The sequence below is a fragment of the Phytoactinopolyspora mesophila genome, assembly GCF_010122465.1.
Classification (GTDB): domain Bacteria; phylum Actinomycetota; class Actinomycetes; order Jiangellales; family Jiangellaceae; genus Phytoactinopolyspora; species Phytoactinopolyspora mesophila.
Genome location: NZ_WLZY01000001.1, coordinates 1,303,932 through 1,321,588 on the forward strand (window position 1 = coordinate 1,303,932; position 17,657 = coordinate 1,321,588).

13 protein-coding genes and 1 CRISPR repeat array are annotated in these 17,657 nt (G+C 66.9%); of the genes, 7 read left to right on the forward strand and 6 right to left on the reverse strand.

What is annotated here, in order from left to right; all coding sequences use genetic code 11:
* Position 1: 1 nt before the first annotated feature.
* From cas5e to cas3, 5 genes are read right to left on the reverse strand one after another with little or no spacing between them, the layout of a single operon-like run.
* Positions 2-727 (reverse strand): type I-E CRISPR-associated protein Cas5/CasD, encoded by a 726-nt coding sequence (cas5e, locus tag F7O44_RS05945; RefSeq protein WP_162449162.1) that lies wholly within the window; start codon positions 725-727, stop codon positions 2-4.
* Positions 724-1,845 (reverse strand): type I-E CRISPR-associated protein Cas7/Cse4/CasC, encoded by a 1,122-nt coding sequence (cas7e, locus tag F7O44_RS05950; protein WP_162449163.1) that lies wholly within the window; start codon positions 1,843-1,845, stop codon positions 724-726. The genes cas5e and cas7e overlap by 4 nt, the downstream gene beginning before the upstream one ends.
* Positions 1,846-1,854: 9 nt before the next feature.
* On the reverse strand, positions 1,855-2,544 hold the full coding sequence (casB, locus tag F7O44_RS05955; protein ID WP_162449164.1) for a type I-E CRISPR-associated protein Cse2/CasB: 690 nt from the start codon (positions 2,542-2,544) through the stop codon (positions 1,855-1,857).
* The gene (gene casA, locus F7O44_RS05960; protein ID WP_162449165.1) at positions 2,541-4,214 is read right to left on the reverse strand and encodes a type I-E CRISPR-associated protein Cse1/CasA; all 1,674 of its coding nucleotides are present in this window, start codon (positions 4,212-4,214) and stop codon (positions 2,541-2,543) included. The genes casB and casA overlap by 4 nt, the downstream gene beginning before the upstream one ends.
* On the reverse strand, positions 4,214-7,051 hold the full coding sequence (cas3, locus tag F7O44_RS05965; RefSeq protein WP_162449166.1) for a CRISPR-associated helicase Cas3': 2,838 nt from the start codon (positions 7,049-7,051) through the stop codon (positions 4,214-4,216). The genes casA and cas3 overlap by 1 nt, the downstream gene beginning before the upstream one ends.
* A 264-nt stretch (positions 7,052-7,315) precedes the next feature.
* On the opposite strand from cas3, the gene F7O44_RS05970 reads away from it, so the two are divergent.
* Positions 7,316-7,489 (forward strand): hypothetical protein, encoded by a 174-nt coding sequence (locus F7O44_RS05970; protein WP_162449167.1) that lies wholly within the window; start codon positions 7,316-7,318, stop codon positions 7,487-7,489.
* A gap of 445 nt (positions 7,490-7,934) precedes the next feature.
* A CRISPR array of direct repeats spans positions 7,935-9,426; the repeat unit is 28 nt; unit sequence GGATCATCCCCGCGTCCGCGGGGAGCAC.
* A 197-nt stretch (positions 9,427-9,623) separates the two neighbouring features.
* On the opposite strand, the gene F7O44_RS05975 is transcribed toward F7O44_RS05970, so the two are convergent.
* Positions 9,624-10,571 carry a hypothetical protein gene (locus F7O44_RS05975; RefSeq protein ID WP_162449168.1) on the reverse strand — a complete coding sequence of 316 codons (948 nt, stop codon included), beginning with the start codon at positions 10,569-10,571 and terminating at the stop codon, positions 9,624-9,626.
* A gap of 230 nt (positions 10,572-10,801) precedes the next feature.
* Here F7O44_RS05975 and F7O44_RS05980 point away from each other — a divergent pair, with 230 nt between their 5' ends.
* The 6 genes from F7O44_RS05980 (at position 10,802) to F7O44_RS06005 (ending at position 17,268) form a co-directional block, all read left to right on the forward strand.
* Positions 10,802-12,058 (forward strand): ROK family transcriptional regulator, encoded by a 1,257-nt coding sequence (locus tag F7O44_RS05980; protein ID WP_162449169.1) that lies wholly within the window; start codon positions 10,802-10,804, stop codon positions 12,056-12,058.
* Positions 12,055-13,320 (forward strand): ABC transporter substrate-binding protein, encoded by a 1,266-nt coding sequence (locus F7O44_RS05985; RefSeq protein WP_162449170.1) that lies wholly within the window; start codon positions 12,055-12,057, stop codon positions 13,318-13,320. Before F7O44_RS05980 ends, F7O44_RS05985 begins: the two co-directional genes overlap by 4 nt.
* A gap of 2 nt (positions 13,321-13,322) precedes the next feature.
* Positions 13,323-14,276: a carbohydrate ABC transporter permease gene (locus F7O44_RS05990; protein ID WP_174255881.1), complete on the forward strand. Its 954-nt coding sequence runs from the start codon at positions 13,323-13,325 to the stop codon at positions 14,274-14,276.
* Between the two features lie 118 nt (positions 14,277-14,394).
* Positions 14,395-15,156 carry a carbohydrate ABC transporter permease gene (locus tag F7O44_RS05995; protein ID WP_343073838.1) on the forward strand — a complete coding sequence of 254 codons (762 nt, stop codon included), beginning with the start codon at positions 14,395-14,397 and terminating at the stop codon, positions 15,154-15,156.
* 73 nt (positions 15,157-15,229) lie between these two features.
* Positions 15,230-16,246 (forward strand): Gfo/Idh/MocA family protein, encoded by a 1,017-nt coding sequence (locus F7O44_RS06000; protein WP_162449173.1) that lies wholly within the window; start codon positions 15,230-15,232, stop codon positions 16,244-16,246.
* Entirely contained in the window at positions 16,243-17,268 is a 1,026-nt protein-coding gene (locus tag F7O44_RS06005) for a Gfo/Idh/MocA family protein (protein ID WP_162449174.1), read from the forward strand. The genes F7O44_RS06000 and F7O44_RS06005 overlap by 4 nt, the downstream gene beginning before the upstream one ends.
* Positions 17,269-17,657 lie beyond the last annotated feature (389 nt).

The following is a 17,657-nucleotide window of genomic DNA, read 5'->3' on the forward strand; positions in this document are numbered from 1 at the left end:
GTCACCCACCTCCCAGGACCGACATCGGGTCGTGCTCAACGGCACCTTCACGACCATGTGGGTTGGTGACGACGACATGCTCGCGCGCCACTGAACGCCACCCGTACAGCCGCCGGTTCGGATCAAAGCTGACCGGCTCGTCATGGATGGTCTCCGCACCTGGCTCACCGGCATGCGCGTCCCGCAGCACCCCGAGGCGTACATCTTGAGTGACGTGGCGCCGTTGGTGACGTTCCCCTGCCATCCACGGCAGCTGCGCCAACACGCTCATCACGTCGTCGTCGAACACCCCCAGGGCCAACGGCCCGGCCGGCGGGCACGAGCGTCGCCCCAGGTACAGCGGGAATGCAGGGCTGCGCAATGCCTCGTCGATCCCCTCCACCAATGCGCGTTCCCCCTCAAGGGCAGCCACGAACGCCGCGTCACTGATGTAGTACCGGTACGACAACGGCATCGATCTCCACGTCACCGTACCGTCGCGTTCCTTCCTCGGACGTTGAGCCGTCTGGAAGTCCCGCATCAGCTGTCCTGGCTGATCGATTCGCACCCCTAGGCGCAGGCCCAGCAGCTCTTCGAGCGGATCAGTACGACGTAGCCCCTTTGCCGCCGCGATCAGTCCAACGATCCCGCTCTTGGTCGGCGCCATCTCCGTGGACCGGCGCACGAACTTGCTTCCCGATCCCCACGACTGCATCGGGCCGGACAAACTGATAGCGACGACACTCACGACGACGACCCGAGCCGAGCCCCGACGATGGCGCCAACACTGGCGACCAGATCCGCCAGCGCAACGCTCCCACCGAGATCGTCCAGACTGGCGGTGTCCTCGCCGACCCGGACCACCCAGCTCGACACCGGCGTCTCGGAGTAGGCGCGCTCGATCTCCTGTGCCTCGTCCCGCAGCGCTTCCGATGCCCGCTTAATCCGCCCTTCGACCTCTGACTCCCTGATCGGGTTCTCGAACGCACCCACCAGGTTGATCGGCTGGGTGTCACGAACCATGACGATGACGGCCTCAGGCAGTGTCCGGTTGGCGAACGTGTTCTGCTTGCCGGTCGGCATCGACCGGATGAACGACTCGACGAAGGTCCGCACCGCCCGCGATGTCGCCTCCACGTCACCCAGGTTGTCGGCCAGCCGGTTCGCATCGACGGTGGCGTACCGGTACAGCGTCGACGAGTTGAACTCGACCGTGCCGATCATCCCGGCTCCGGTGTCTTCCTCCGGGTTGGTGTCGTCAACGGCGGTGTAGTAGTCGAACTCGGTCTCCACCGGGTGCACGCTGATGGCATGCGCCACCTGAGCGGCGGCGTCGACATTCAGGTCGGCCTGATCGGCCACCATGCGGCCGAACAGCGAGATCGCAATCGAGTGGTCCCGGTCGGCCAGCGCCTTCACGTCGGCTTCTTTCAGCGCCTTGCCGACATCGTCGGCTCCGGCGGCTTCGACGGCGGCACTCGCCAGACTTTCGATCTGGCGGCGGCTCAGAAACACGAGATACCCGGATTCCTCAACCTCGCCCTTTTTCGGTGGCTTCACAACGATGCCGACCACTTTGAAGGTTGCTACCGCCAGCTCATTGGCCCGCTCCGCCAATTCGGGAGCCTGGCGGGTGATCTCCTTGGCCAGCAGTTCGACGATGCGGCGGGTGCGCACTCCAAGCTCGGAAGGGTCCAGCTTGTCCTGAAAATGCACGCGAGTGGCGCGCTTCCACGCCTGGCTGGACACCCGTGCCCGGCGTACACCGCCGTAAACGGCGGTTTTCGGGCTGCCCGTGTCGTCTCGGTTGACGTTGGATGGCGGCACGGTCTGCAGGACGTGGATGTCGATGATGGTCCGGCTCATGGTCTTCTCCTATTGGTCGTCAGAGTTCGTGGTGGTCGCGCCGTCGTCGCTTGCATCGGCGTCGTCGGTGTCGTCGGTCGCGTCTATGGACGCGGCCACGCGATAGAAGTCGCGCCCCCAGGCCAGCCGGATCGAGCGCTGCCACGACGGCCGCAGCAGTCCATGGATGTCGTCGGCGAAGCGGGCGTAGTCGAGGCCGATGTGCGCCGACTTGAGCTGGGTCACCAACCCGCGCACGTGGACAAGGATCTCGTCGATAGTCTGCGCGGTGGCCACCGCCATGAACCGTCTGGTCACGGCTTCTTCGCTGGTCTCTGCCCGCGTGGCAAGGCGGCGAACAGCCTGACCGAAGGAGACCCCCGGCACGTGAGCAGGCCACGACTGCGACTGCTGGTGCAGCGCGTACAAGGTGAGCGCGGCGTGCGCGGCTTCCTCCGCGGGGCTCGGCCGGTCGCGGTCCCAGCTCAGCTCAGAAGGAACGGTACCGATCGTGGTCTCCCAGATGTCCGGCACACTGCCGGCGGGTTTGCCGAGCCCACGGCGCAGGCGCGCAAGGCTGGCACGCGCCGCCGACCGGCCACCGAGGTACTCCTTCTGCAATCGAGTGATCTTGCGATCCAGCGCGAACCCGAGGTCGCGCAACGGCCTGGACCGCCGCTCCGGCTCCACCACATCAGTGGCGGCAGTGTCGGTTGTCATGTCGTCTCCTCACGTGGTGTCTGCGTGGCACCGGGTGATGTCTCAGGTGTGGCTCGTCGATCGGGGAATGCTCGAGGCAGCGCCTGCCTCAGGGCAGCGCGCAACCACGCTTCGGCCACGGACACATTGACCAGTCGCTTGTTGACCTCTCGCCCGCGCCAGGCCGCTGGCCCTGCGGCCTCGATCACCTCGCGGACCACCGGCCAGCATCGGTCCCGGACCACCTTCTGCCATACCTCTCGCGCCGCACCGGTGTCCGTGCGGCTCGTCAGCCCTGCGAGCCACCGCCGGTACGGCTCTTCCAAAGCGGCGTACAGCGCTTCTTCCGTGCGATCGCCCGCTCCCGATTTGGGCTCCGCTCCCCCGGCTCGAGCGACGTTCTCCGCGAACTTCCACACCGCGCTTGCCGCCTTCTTGGCATCGTCGACCGCACCCTTGGCGGTGTTTCCCAGCGCGACGCTCTGCTCGCTCACCAGGGCGACGGCCATGGTCAGCGACTCGTCGATCATCTCGGTGAACGTAGCGCTCTGTGCGCCGTACTCCGCGCCAATCGCCCTGGTGCGAACGACGTAGTCCTCGGGCAGGTGATCGTTGACGACGAGGCTGCTGATCCATTGCATGACGCCCGGCGCCAGGAATGCCTGCGGCTCCGTACCGCTCGACCGCCGCCCGTACACGGACGGCAGCATGGCGGCGAGCCCGCGCCACACCGCCCGGGTCGGGTTGTGCATGCGCGGCATGTTCACGGTGTGCCCGTACTTCTTGGTCTGAGGTTCGCTGTAGCGCCACACCGAATGCGGATCGTAGATGTGCCGGTTCTGCGGCAGTATCTTGTCGCCGTTGGCCAGGACCACGCCGGTCACGCCGGCCCGACCTCCTGCCAGCCGGACCCTCCGGGTCTGCCACGTGTACATGTCGATCGCCCCTCGAGGCGGGCGATTGTCATCCCATGCGGCGCTGTCGGATTTGCGCTCCCACGGCGGGACGTCGGCGGTGCCGCCGATGCGCAGGTACGTCTCGGCGTCGCGTCCGATGAGGTTGAGCAGCAATGTCTCCCGCAGGTTCCGGCCTTCGGGCAGCACTCCCCCGATCTGTCCGCTCCACCCCGTCCCGATGGGGTAACCCTTGCCACCCTTGACGTTGCGATCACCCACCGCGCCGGATTTGATGCCCGACGCATCGAACGCATGCGCGTGCACGAGCCAGCGGGCCGCCTCGGCCGCTTCGATCCGGTCCAGGCTGGCCGCCGAACGGGTCGTGAAGTACGGTGCCCCGTTCGGAACATCGGCCACGATCTTCTCCAGCCCGCTGACCTCGCCCTTCGCCGTCCTCAGGTCGGAAACCTGAAAGAACGGCTGTTCCGGGTCGAACAGATCGAAGCGATTCCTGTACCTGTCGGCGTACTCGTGGATCCGGTCCAGTGGCAGGGTGTCGGCCTGCCACAACTCGGTCCAGTCATCTTTGCTTGCCGGTCCGTCCACAGCTCGGTGCAGGAACGCGAGCAACATCCGGGTGATCGCGAAGCCCTGAGTAGGAACCTCTCCTCCCACGGTGACCAGCTCCGGAGCCATTTCGAAGACGTCGAGGATCGAGGCCTGTTTCTCGTCGCCGCTGGGCGTGAGCACCATGATCCACGGCTCGTCGAGCAGGTTGAATCCGTTGTCATTCATCAATCTCGGAACACCTCCAATCCCCTCTGAGCCGTGTAGCGGACACGGCGTCCGTTGACCTCGCCCCATCCCTCCTCATCTACGAAGAGCGCCGGCAGGCGATAGACCAGCGGTGACTGCTCCCAGGCCGGCGGCGTCGCCATCCAGATCGCTTCCTCGTCGTCGGCGTTGCTGAAATCGAGTGGCAAGCGGATCGCGCAAGAGATCATCACTTCGCCGAGATCGTCATTCGGCGCGGAGTCACGGGGGATCTCCAAACCCCCACGGCCCTCGGTGAGCCACGGCGGCGTGCGCACCCGGCCGTCCGCCCCGAACTGAATCACCATCGCCTCCAGGCTCGGCGCGCCGTCGCGAACCTGGCCCTGCCCCGTCGCATCATCGTCGTCGGCCTCGCCGGCGCTGGCCGCGACCCAACCGGTGATCGCCTGACCGGGCTGACCCGGATCCAGGATCTGGAAGGTGTCGGCTTCCGCCTGCCACCGGTCAACGCGTTCTCGCCACGCCGTCGCGGCGGCGGCCATCGCGGCCTGCCACTCCGGCGGGCCAAGGTCGCCGGGTCCATAGGCCTGCTGGACCACCGGAGCGATGTCATCCGGCAGGTCCAGTTCCCCACCCAGGTGCGGCCGCAACGCAGCCGCCGCCCGGTACAGCACGTGCGCGCTGTAGACGTACCGAGCGGCCAACGGCTCCAGCACTGGCGGGCTCTGCGTGAAGTCGGTCCCCCCGATGTACGCCCGGGCACGACGCACCTTGGCCGGGCGCTCCCGCTGCCCCTCACCTCGCTGATGCCGGTGGACACGGCCCAGCCTCTGCAACACCAGATCGACCGGCGCCAGGTCAGTCACCAGGAGGTCGAAGTCCACATCCAGGGACTGTTCGACCACTTGTGACGCAACGACGACGTGCCGCCGCGGCCGTTCCTTAGCCCGGCGCGGCGAGCCGAACATGTCGAGCAGTTCCTCGTCCTTGCGGACCCGGTCCGCGGTGATGAAGCGCGCATGGGTCACTGTCACCTCACCGGGAAAGACCTCTTCCAGCCGCTGCGCGGTGGCAAGTACGCGGCGGACCGTGTTGCGGACGACGAGGACGTTCCCGCCGTCGGACAGGGCTTCCCGCAAGGTGCTGACCAACGATTCCGTGTCGTCACCGGCTTCGTCGACGTCGAGCGCCTCCAGGTACACGGTGGTGCCGCGGCCGGACGGCTCGGTGACCCGGGTACCGACCGTGCTGCCGTCGGTCCATGTCAGCACCGGATACCCGATGTCGCCGTCGACCTCGACGGCGGACTGTGCCGTGTCATCGCCGGTCAGCCGCGCTCGACCACGCTGATAGGCCTCGACGAGTTCGCGGCGACGTTCCCCCGGCAACGTGGCGGAAAGCGCCACCACCGGCACCCCGTATGCACCCAACCACGTCAGGACCCTCATCAAGTACGAACTCATGAACGGGTTGTAGGCGTGAACCTCGTCGATGACGACGACCTTCCCGGCCAAGCCGAGGTGTCGCAGCATCAAATGCCGCGACCTCAACCCCGCGAACAACAGCTGGTCGATCGTGCCGATGGTGAAATTGGCCAGCTGCGCGGTCTTTCGCCCAGCCATCCAGGAATGGGCGACCACGGCGTGCTCCGTCTTCTTCCGCTCCTCGTCGCGGCCGATCTCATGCAGCCAGCCGGCCTGCATCAACCCGTGGAACAGCCGGTTGAATCGCTTCTTACCGTGCGTGAGCATGACCGAGGCGCCGATCTTCTGGTCGGTCGAACCCATCGTGTCCAGCCAGTCGACCACCCGGGCGAACATCGCATCGCTCGTCGCCTGCGTCGGCAGCGCCATGAGCAACCCACCCGCGCCGTAGCGCTCCGCAAGCAGCTCCGCCGCGGCCAGCGCCGCCTCGGTCTTGCCCTCCCCCATCGGCGCTTCGATGACGAGTATGCCCGGCTCCGATGTCGTACGGACCACCTCGACCGCTGCGTTCTGCACCGGACGCGGCGACGCGCCGCCGGGAAAGGCGAAACGCTCCATGAACAGCGCCGATGTGTCCTCGCCCCAGGTCTTCGGCCGCCATGGCGTCGGAAGCTTCAGCGTAGCCAGCGCTCGTTGAGCACGCGCGGTCTCGTCCACGACATCCGGGAGCTCACCCGCGCGGAACGAGAACAGCTTCTCGTTGCTGGCGATCCAGTCGGCCATGATGACCAGGCCGGTCAGCAGCACCTGTGTCTGCTGAGACAGTCGCACGCTCGCCCACACGTCGAGCAGCTCTGCCGCACCGGAACGCTCGGCTTGCCGCTCCAGCAGCTCATTGCGGACGTCGTGCCACAGCCCTTCCCCATAGAGCAGCGGATAACCCGCCGGTGTGCAGGTCAAGCCCGTGTCGTCCGGCGGAACCCCGTGGTGACCGCCGACGACGACCGCCCACGCACTCGCGGAGCGACCGCTCCACCCGCGGGCCGTGAGCCAGCGCTTGAGCACATGATGACCAGTGACCGTATGGTGCGCGCGCGTCCGCTCGTCGAGTTCAGCCTTGGTTGACGGGGTAATCAGGCCGTGTCGACTCATCCGGTGCCCCAACCACTGGTCCTGCACCGCGAATGCAGGCGTCGCCTTGCCGATGTCGTGTACACCCGCCAGAAACCGCACAGCGCATCGCGCCGAATCCCGGTCGGCGCCGAAGTCTCTGGCGATCAGTGTTGCGGCGCTGGGAGCGAGCCAGTCGTCGAATAATCGCGAGGCGACATCCGCCGAGTCGTCCATGTGCTGCCAGAGCGGCAGCCACTCCCCGGCACCGTTGCGCGACTTCGCCCATACCGACCGCGCCGCCACGTCGAGCTGAATGCCCATCCCGCCCTCCTTGAGCTTCCGCTGCCGCGAAGGCAGCCCGCCGGTCGCGGCTGTCGGTCCCACCCGACGCGACCGGTCCTGAAGCTAAATGACACCCCGGACACAACCACCGATGATCAGGGCCATACGAGGCGTAATGCCGCAACACACTCGCGCATGATCACCCGGTTACACAAGGGACCTTGGTCCTCGAATCCGGTAACTCAACGTGACGAAGCGATTCCCGCCATCTACTCCGTAACCCGAGAGCCACAACAGCGTGCAGTGATCACCCAGACCATCGGCAATCTCCCTGCGGTGAAACACCACATACCTGGTCCGCGTTTGCGTCCGCTCGCCGCCTCATCTGTCGTCGCCGGTGTGGTAATGGTGCGATACACAGGAAAGCCGCCTTACCGGAAGATCCTGGACGACAAGATCATCGAACTCGTCCTCTAGACCAGAGTTGGGCAGCGCGGGGCTCAGAGACGCGCGAAACCCGGGACCCCACTTCGAGCGGGAACTTCCCGGGCTCACTTCCACATCCACCGCAAAGGACTGGCTTCTACATTCTTGCCGAACTCCGCAGAAGCGCTGGTCAGCGACACGGCACGAAATCACGGTGCCTCCGTTGCTTTCGCTGCCGAGTCTTGTCGTGGCGAGTACTCGCTGGTGGCCGTACGGATCGCAAAGCGACCCACCCGGCCCCTTTTGCTGGTCCGGCGGAAACCGCCGGACCAGTATCACCCCACAACCTCGCTCCGCTGAGCTTCGTGGCCTCCCGTAACGTTTCCCGGTACGAATCCGGCCCCATCCGTTACGCCAGGCCACGAAGCTGGATTCGACCATCCCCCGCGTCCGCGGGGAGCACTACCGCAGGTAGAGATGGTGTCCGAGGGGGGACGGATCATCCCCGCGTCCGCGGGGAGCACGGGACGGGTAAGACCGTGCTGTTCAACGGTGTGGGATCATCCCCGCGTCCGCGGGGAGCACATCGGCCGCGTGGTTCGGATCAACACGATCAACGGATCATCCCCGCGTCCGCGGGGAGCACACCCAGAAAATTCGCGGCCCTTCTTGCACGATCGGATCATCCCCGCGTCCGCGGGGAGCACTCCGGCCGAACCAGTCGGAGGCCGACCAGGGCAGGATCATCCCCGCGTCCGCGGGGAGCACCTCGGTCCGCGCATCAAGGTCGCGGCGGAGAACGGATCATCCCCGCGTCCGCGGGGAGCACTGCTCGATCCGGCATATCTGCGTCGGTGTCGTAGGATCATCCCCGCGTCCGCGGGGAGCACTCACCAACTTGCTCGACCATGAAGGCGGTTCCGGGATCATCCCCGCGTCCGCGGGGAGCACGGGCGTCCGCGGAACCCGGCGTCGCTGGGAATCGGATCATCCCCGCGTCCGCGGGGAGCACTGCTGAGATTCCATTGTCCCCGTAGTCCTTGCCGGATCATCCCCGCGTCCGCGGGGAGCACTCACCGACCAGCCCGTCGTCACCAGCGAAGACAGGATCATCCCCGCGTCCGCGGGGAGCACTCACCAACTTGCTCGACCATGAAGGCGGTTCCGGGATCATCCCCGCGTCCGCGGGGAGCACGCGGGGAACACGACCGGCCCGAGTTCGGGGACCGGATCATCCCCGCGTCCGCGGGGAGCACACCGCGGGCGTTCGTGCGTCGCCGCCTGACCGGGGATCATCCCCGCGTCCGCGGGGAGCACATCCCTGGCAAGGGCTTCCTGTTCGTAGAACCGGGATCATCCCCGCGTCCGCGGGGAGCACTCCTTGAACCACTCAGCGACAAGCCACTGCGTCGGATCATCCCCGCGTCCGCGGGGAGCACCTCGACGGCGTCGAGCGTGCGTTGAAACCCCCCGGATCATCCCCGCGTCCGCGGGGAGCACGGCCTACAGCGGGCAATTCCGCACATCGAGCGAGGATCATCCCCGCGTCCGCGGGGAGCACGCGAACCGGTAACCGGCGCTCTTGTCGTCGAGCGGATCATCCCCGCGTCCGCGGGGAGCACCGCCACAACCACCGGGTGAGGCTGTCACGGCTGGGATCATCCCCGCGTCCGCGGGGAGCACGCCTGAGCGTGCCCCCATTCCGCGTGTCCATGAGGATCATCCCCGCGTCCGCGGGGAGCACTCTTTTCGGGCCTGGTCCCCGGCGGCGCACCCGGGATCATCCCCGCGTCCGCGGGGAGCACAAGGGCACGGGGGTGGCCATGGTGACCTACTTCGGATCATCCCCGCGTCCGCGGGGAGCACGCCCAGATCGGCCCCACCGCCTTCTACGGCAGGGGATCATCCCCGCGTCCGCGGGGAGCACCAACGCGAGTTCGGCGACGACTTCGGCGAGCCCGGATCATCCCCGCGTCCGCGGGGAGCACACTTACTGACCAGCTAGGATACCCGGCTCCAGGCCCGTTTCTCATCACTTACATCAAGCAGTCGGCCCCGAATGACCTTCGCTGCCGGCCCGAAGAGAGAATCCACCCGATCTGACGCAACTCAGCCTCGTGGCCTCAAGTAACGTTTACGGCCTCGAATCCAGCCCTATCCGTTACGCCAGGCCACGAAGCTGCATTCATTCGTCCTTGCGCCGGCGCAAGGCAAGTCGATTCACAAGCGCTTGGGCCCGCTGGGCGGACTTGGCGAGATCGGCGTCGGTCGGCGGGACGTCGGTGATCACGATCTCCTTCGACCGCGCCGTCTCCAGCAGCGCCGGCGTCGCCGACGGTATGGCCATGAGCAGCAACATCGAGGTCAGACTCACCTGCGTGGTGCGGCGGCGGCGCAATGTCGTGCGGTAGACGATCTCCGCGGGCACTCGGGTGATCACCGCGGCGTTGTCCGCGATTCTCTCCGCTTCACCGAACTCCACGTCCGCCTCGTCAAGGGCTGCCTTGGCCAGCTCCACCTCCGTCTCGTCAAGAGCCGCCTCGATGGCCTCCACGTCCTCGATAGCTTCGACGACGGCGCCCACCTCCTTCAGCTCGGCCTCGGCCCGGGCCACGTCGTCCGCGTCGTCATGAGCTGCCTCGACGCTCAAGAGCGCGCCGACGGCGTCCTTCCCCGCCGACCGCGCCATGACCGCAGCGAGCACGAGAGTGACGAGCAGCTCCCCCGCTTTACCGACTACCCACGCCCGACCCGGTACCGGCGGCAGTACACGCCGCCATCGCGCGAGCTCGTACTCCACCAACTGATCGGCCATGAGAGCCCGGACGTCGTGGGTGCGGATCTCCACGACCTTGTCCCACGGGACCTCGTTCCCGTCGAATCCCACCTTGTGTAGCCCGATATGAATCGCACCCATGCGATCGAGCATGCCCAGCGGCTTCGTCGCGATCTTGGGAACACGAGGGATCATCCGCAGCATCGCGGCGACGGAGATCTCCCAGTCTTCGGTCAGCGGATAGCTCGGCGACGGGACGCGATCGAGGACAGGCTGCACCCAACTGCGCTCCGCGGATGACTCGCCACTCTCTCCCGGGTCGCTGGCTCCCGACCGGAAGCGATTGGCCAGACCCACCGTGTTTCTCCTCTCGGCACGCAACCGCACGCTGCGGTGATCTTCGTCATCCACAGCATAGGTGGCGGGTCAACCGGCCATGCTGTGGCCAGCGACCAATGCCTGCCAGCCCCTGGCACGTCCCCAACTCCGCGATTCGTCGACGCGAAGGTCTAGACCGTTCGCACGACGTGGCCTATGCTCTCCGCTTAAGTCAATGCCCTTTACCTAATTGGCCGATGGAGACGCCGATGGAAGGTGGTGCTGAGAGCGTGGAGTTGTCCGGCCCGTCCGCGGAGCGCCTGGCGAACACTCAGCGTGTCATCGCCGCGCTCGGCCCTCACGGGCAGCTATCCCTCGCTGACCTGCGCTCATCTACGGGTCTATCCAGGCCGACACTCACTGCCATCTTGGGTGAGCTGAGCGACGACGGATGGATCGTGCAAGGCGACGCGCGCAGCGGCGCCAGCTCGGCGCCGGGGCGTCCAGCTCGGCCATATTCCGTCAACCCTGATGCCGGATTTGTCGCCGGCGTGGACATTGGCCTACACAAGGTGCTCGTCGTGATCGTCGACTGCACTGGCACCGTCCGTCACCAGCTCCGGCACGATCTCGACCCTGCCGCACCCGGCGACGAGCGGATCGCGCGAGTGCAGGCCGCCATAACCCAAGCCGCCGCCGCGCTAAGTCTGCGGGTGAGCGAGCTGCTCGGCCTATGCCTCGGGGTTCCCGGCATCGTCGACGAATCGGGCCGGATCACCCGATCGTCGGTGATCCCCGACTGGACCGGGTTCCACGTGGGGCGAGCGGTCTCGAAGTGGTCCGGCTGCACCGTCGACGTCGTCAACGACGCGAACCTCGCCGCCGCGGGCGAACGCTGGGCCGGAGCGGCACGGCTGCGCGACGACGTCATCTACGTGCTGGCCGGGCGCCGGGTCAGTGCCGGGCTCATCATCGGCGGACAGGTCCACCGGGGCCGCAACGGCGCCAGCGGCGAGATCGGCTCGGCACCCGCCATGTTCGTCGACCCGCCGGCGATTCTGCTGGGCGAGTCGGCCAGCCAGGACGACCCACGCATTCCCGAGGTATTCGCCCGCGCCGCTGAAGGCGACCAGGATGCTCAGGAGCGCGTCACGCAACTGTGCCACCGGCTCGGCTTCACGGTGGAGAACCTCGCGAAGATCCTCGATCCGGATGTAGTGGTGCTGGGGGGTGGCCTGAGCCTGGCTGGCGCACCCTTGCTCGAAGGCGTCCGGGCAGCCGTCACCTTCAACGACGACGTCGCCCCGCCGATCGTGCTCGGTGAGCTGGCCGAGACCGCCGTCGCCCTCGGCGGCGCTCATGCGGCATTCCTCACCGCCGCCCGGGCCGACGCCCGGCTGCGTCCACTCGCCAGCGCACCGGCAGTGCTCCTCGCCCAACCAGCCGGCGCACACAGTGGCGCACCGGAGCCCACGCCCGGCGAGCTTCGGGTGAATGATCGCTCCGAGACCGGGAGGACAGGATGAGACGCCGCGACTTCTTGCGCGCGGCCGCCGCCACGCCAGTGGCCGCCTTGCTCGGCTGCTCAGGTTCCGGCGACGACGCCGAACGCGGGCACGGACGCGCGTCGATCTCGTACGGGATGTGGGACCAGTTGCAGGTCCCGGCCATGCAGGAGGTGATCGCGGCATTCCGGCGAGAACACCCAGACATCGACGTGACCATACAGCTCACGCCATTCAGCACGTACTGGACGCGGCTGCAGACCTCGATCACCGGAGGCGGCGCGGCGGACGTGTTCTGGATGAACGGTCCGAACAGCCGCCGCTTCGCGCACTACGGCACGCTGCTGCCTATCTCGGACCGGCTGGCCGCGGACGGCATCGACCTGTCGGATCACCCGGAGAATCTGGTGGACCTCTACGCCTACGAGGGCACCCAGTTCGGCATCCCGAAGGACTACGACTGCATCTCCCTGTACTACAACACCGAACTGTTCGACGAAGCCGGTGTTCCCTACCCGGACGACACCTGGACCTGGGAGACCGTGCGCGACGCCTGCCGAGAGTTCCGGGTTCACAGCCGCGGACAGTTCGGCATCAGCTCGGCGCTGGACCGGCAACGCAATCTCTACCCAGCCATCTTCCAGAACGACGGCTGGGTCGTCGACGGCCGCGAGTCCGGGTTCGCCGACGACCACACGATCGGCGGCCTGCAGTTCTGGACTGAGCTGATCAACGCGGACCTGGCACCGAACGCGATGGCCACCGCGGACACGACGGGGCGCTCGCTCTTCCTCGGCGGGAAGCTGGCGATGTACTACGGGCTGCCGAACGACGCGGTCGAGGCGTACGACGACGAGGCGATCCGGGAGCGGACGAACATCGCGGTGCTGCCGCAAGGGCGCAGCCGGGGCAACGTCATCCACGGACTCGCCAACGTGATCAACGCGCGCACCGCATTTCCGGACGCCGCCTACGAGTTCGTGAAGTTCATGGCTACCCGCGAGGTCGGAGAGATCCAGGGTGCCAGCGGCACTATCCTCCCGAGCTTCGCCGGCACTGAAGCCGGCTACCTCGACTCCAAACCCGAGTTCAATCTCCAGGCGTTCATCGACCAGATCCCGGACTGCACCGCGTACCCGATCTCGATGGACACCAATACCTGGGAGAACCAGCAGTACACCATCTTGGGCGACGCCTGGATCGGCGATCCGAGCCGGTCGGTGGCCGACGCGTCGCACTCCTTGGCGTCGGTGATGAACCTCGTCCTGGAACAGGAGCCGTGAGTATGGCCGCGCCCACTACCACCCCCGCCCCGGTCGCGCCCATCGAAACGGGCCGGCGCCGTCGTCCGATCCGCTCGCGCATGCGAGGCGGGATGATCGGCTACCTGTTCATCGCCCCGGTCGGGCTCGGCCTGCTGGTGCTGTACATCTACCCGGCGGTCGCCACATTCGCGCTCAGCTTCACCGAATGGGGACCCTTCGGCGGGAACACGTTCAACGGCTTCACCAACTATGCGGCTGTCTTCCGCAACGAGCTGTTCTGGCGCGCCCTCGGCAACACCCTGCTCTACATGGTGATCGGCCTGCTCGTGATCCCGATCGCCATCATCATCGCCGCGCTGCTGAACAAACCCGGGCTACGGGGCGTCGGCGTGTACCGGACGCTGTACTTCATCCCGTTCGTCACGTTGCCCGTCGCCAGCGGCATGGTGTGGAAGTGGCTGTACAACGGCGACTACGGCCTGATCAACGCCTTCCTGAGCAGCTTCGGCGTCTCCGGCACCTACTGGGTGGCCAACCCGTCCACCGCGCTGCTGGCCATCGGCATCGTGCAGGTCTGGTCGCAGATCGGGTACTACCTGGTGATCTTCATCGCCGGGATCAAGGCGATCCCCCAGACCTACCTCGAGGCTGCCGAGCTGGACGGCGCCGGACCGATACGCCGCTTCTTCCTCGTGGTAATCCCGTTGCTGAGTCCGAGCATCTTCTTCTGCTCGGTGATCAATGTGATCGCCACCCTGCAGATCTTCGACCTGATCTACGTCATGTCGCAGAGCTCCAGCGCCAACCCGGCGTTCAACTCGGCTCAGTCGATCGTGACGCTCTTCTACCAGATGGCGTTCGTGGAGAACAACAAGGGCAACGCCACCGCGCTGGCGTTCCTGCTGATGCTGCTGATCGCAGCGCTCACCGCGGTGCAGTTCCGGCTGCAGAAGAAATGGGTGTTCTATGACTAGTACGACGACGCCCTCCCCCGCCAGCACGGTGTCTCCGCTTCGACGACGCAGGTCGGCGCGCGGAACACGCGTCGGCAGCGTGATCACCCATGCGGTGTTGATCGCCGGCGCGGTCGTCATGATCTTCCCGTTCGCCTGGCAGATCCTGACGGCGTTCAAGACACAGGCCGAGGCGGTCGCCGTACCAGTGCAGATCTTGCCGTCTCGCTGGGAATGGGCGGTCTTCACCGAGATATTCGAAGTCTTGCCGTTCGCCGAACAGCTCCGGACCTCGGTCATCGTGGCGTTCGTGCGCACCGTCGGCCAGGTCATGTTGTGCTCGCTCGCGGCCTATGCGTTCGCCCGTTTACGCTTCCCCGGCCGGGAGCTGTTGTTCGCCCTGTTCCTGTCCGTGCTGATGGTTCCCGGGCAACTGCTCATCCTGCCCCAGTACGAGCTGATGGCCACCTTCGACCTGCTCAACACCATCCCCGCGCTGATCTTGCCCGGCCTGTTCTCCGCGTTCGGCACGTTTCTCCTGCGCCAGTTCTTCTTGACGATCCCGGCCGAACTGGAAGAGGCGGCCCTGCTCGACGGCGCGAGCCGGCTGCGGATCTACTGGAGCGTGATGCTGCCGCTGGTTCGCCCCGCCTTGGCCGCGCTCGCGGTGATCACCATGATGAACTCCTGGAACGACCTGCTGTGGCCGCTGGTGGTGAACACGGACCCGAATGTGATGCCCATCAGTGCTGGGCTGACCACCCTGCAGGGCCAGTTCCAGACCAACTATCCGGCGCTCATGGCCGGCGCGCTGTTGGCAAGCCTGCCGATGTTGCTGGTCTTCCTGGTGTTGCAGCGTCAGTTCGTCCAGGGCATCGCCCTGACCGGGAGCAAGGGATGAGCGGGACCCAGCGGCCGAGACCCGGCGCGGATCATGATGAGGTGGCAGTTGCCCATTCGAAAGAGGAGCACGTGTGACGACCAATGACACACCAGCGGAAGTCGCCCTGATCGGCGCCGGCGGCATCGCCGGGGTCCACCTGGCAGCCTGGCTCGCGTTGGGAGCGCGGGTGCGGGTGTACTCGACGGCCGATGCCGAAGAGTTGGTGGCCCGGCATCAGCCCGCCCAGGTGGCGCCGAGCCTGCAGCATGCGCTCGAAGGCGCTGACATCGTCGACGTGTGTACGCCGACCTTCGCCCATCCCGACGTCGTCCTCGCCGCCGCGGCGGCCGGATGTGACGTGGTCTGCGAGAAGCCGTTGGCATCATCCAGCGTCGTGGCCGCCGAGCTGGTCGACGCCTGCGAGCGCGCGGGCGTGCAGATTTTCCCGGCGCATGTGGTGCGCTTCTTTCCCGAGTACGCCGCCATGCAGAAGCACGTCGCAGCGGGCGGTGTCGGCACTGTCGCGGTTCAGCGTTTCACCAGGTCGGGCTCGCGGCCGGTGCGGGACTGGTTCGGCGACGACGCCCTGAGCGGTGGCATCGTGATGGACCAGATGATCCACGACCTCGACTTCGCCCGGTGGACCGCTGGCGAAGTTGAGCGGGTGTTCGCGCGCAAGGTCGTCGGCCCCGACGACGACGGCGGGCGCGGCGTGGTCTCCGCCCAGGCGATCCTGACCCACACGGGCGGCGCCATCAGCTACGTGACGGGCACGTGGGCACCACCGGGTTCAGCGTTCCGCACCACGTTCGAGGTGGCGGGAACCGGTGGCATCGTGCATCACGACTCCAGAGCTCGTTCGCCGTTGACCATCGACGGCGGCGCAGCTGCCGAGTCGCGTGGGCTCCTCCCGGGCACCGCGTTCACCGAGAGCCCGTTCCTCACCGAGATGCGCGCGTTCCTCACCGCTTTCAACGGCGGCCCGCCTCCCCCGGTGAACGCCGCGGACGGACTGGCTGCCGTCCGGCTGGCCGAGGCCGCCAACGCCTCGATCGCCAGCGGCGAGACGGTCGAACTCAGCAACGACGACGTGGAGGTGCCCGCATGAAGATCGGTTTACTGTCCTTCGCCCACCTGCACGCAGCGTCTTATGTGCATTCCCTGCTGGCGACGCCCGGTATCGAGGTGCTGGCGACCGATCCCGGCTACGCCGACCGGCCCGGCGAGAGCGGCGGCCCGGAGCTGGCCGCCCAGTTCGGTGTGCGCTACGTCGACAGTGTCGACGAGCTCCTCGAGTGGCGGCCCGACGGCGTCGTCGTGTGCTCGGAGAACGCCCACCACCGCGCGCACGTCGAGCAAGCCGCCGCCGCGGGAGCCCACGTGCTTTGTGAGAAGCCGCTGGCGACGTCCGTGTCGGATGCCGAAGCCATGGTGCAGGCGTGCGCAGCAGCCGGCGTCCACCTCATGGTGGCGTTCCCGGTGCGCTTCTCCCCCGCGTTTGCCGCGCTCCAGGAGGCGGTGAACGCCGGGTCGGTCGGGACGGTGCACGCGATCACCGGCACCAACAACGGCCGCCTCCCGGCGGGCCGGGCCTGGTTCACCGATGCGAAGCTGGCTGGTGGCGGCGCGTTGACCGACCACACCGTACACGTCGCCGACCTGGTCGATGCCTTGCTGGACGGAGTTCCTGCCGTGAGTGTCTACGCCCAGACCAACCGGGTGCTGCATCACGACGATGTCGCGGTGGAGACCGCCGGCCTGGTGTCCGTCGAGTACGCGAACGGCGTCGTGATGACCGTCGACTGCAGCTGGTCCAAACCCGACGCCTACCCGACCTGGGGTGGGCTCACCCTCCAGGTGGTCGGCTCCGCCGGAGTGGCCGACATGGACGCCTTCGGCCAGCGCGTGGACGGCTTCGACGCTGCCCAAGGGACCCAGGTGTGGCTGCCGTACGGCGCCGACGCGGACCAGTCGCTGCTGGCGACGTTCCTCGACGGGATCCGCACCGGTGTACCGCCGCAGCCGGACGGTTCGGTTGGTGTCCGCACGGCACGGATTGTGGAGGCTGGTTACGCCTCCGCCGCATCGGGCCGCCCGGTTCAGCTCAGCACCGCTTCGACCGTCGCCTGATCCGCCGCGGCATAGCCACAAACCCGGGGTAGGGCTCTTACCCGTCCTCACCTCGGCAAGCTTCGTGGCCTGCCGTAACGGTTTGCGGCCGAATACCACGCCTTTCCGTTACATGAGGCCACGAAGCTCCCCTGCGAGGCAGAGTTTGGTTAGATCAATTGGCTCTCTGGCAGGTATACCAAACTCCGAGCGCCAAGCTCGTGCCTGCAGCCGACGGCGCAGTGCAGAACAATCCGGCCGCCGCCGACCGATCCCGCGACGCACACGTGAAGCCCTGCCCCATAACGCGGTGATCATGAGCGCGATACTGCCGCTGTCACCGGAGCCCACCTGGGCTTTTACCCCGAACCCACGACCAATCCTGCTCACGATCACCGAGCAGAAGCGGG

Excerpts from the sequence above, each read along its gene's own strand:
- cas7e (WP_162449163.1), bottom strand. The coding sequence starts at position 1,845 with ATGAGCCGGACCATCATCGACATCCACGTCCTGCAGACCGTGCCGCCA.
- F7O44_RS05980 (WP_162449169.1), top strand. The coding sequence starts at position 10,802 with ATGGAAGGTGGTGCTGAGAGCGTGGAGTTGTCCGGCCCGTCCGCGGAG.
- F7O44_RS05995 (WP_343073838.1), top strand. The coding sequence starts at position 14,395 with ATGATCTTCCCGTTCGCCTGGCAGATCCTGACGGCGTTCAAGACACAG.
- F7O44_RS05990 (WP_174255881.1), top strand. The coding sequence starts at position 13,323 with ATGGCCGCGCCCACTACCACCCCCGCCCCGGTCGCGCCCATCGAAACG.
- cas3 (WP_162449166.1), bottom strand. The coding sequence starts at position 7,051 with ATGGGCATTCAGCTCGACGTGGCGGCGCGGTCGGTATGGGCGAAGTCG.
- casA (WP_162449165.1), bottom strand. The coding sequence starts at position 4,214 with ATGAATGACAACGGATTCAACCTGCTCGACGAGCCGTGGATCATGGTG.
- F7O44_RS05985 (WP_162449170.1), top strand. The coding sequence starts at position 12,055 with ATGAGACGCCGCGACTTCTTGCGCGCGGCCGCCGCCACGCCAGTGGCC.
- casB (WP_162449164.1), bottom strand. The coding sequence starts at position 2,544 with ATGACAACCGACACTGCCGCCACTGATGTGGTGGAGCCGGAGCGGCGG.
- F7O44_RS06005 (WP_162449174.1), top strand. The coding sequence starts at position 16,243 with ATGAAGATCGGTTTACTGTCCTTCGCCCACCTGCACGCAGCGTCTTAT.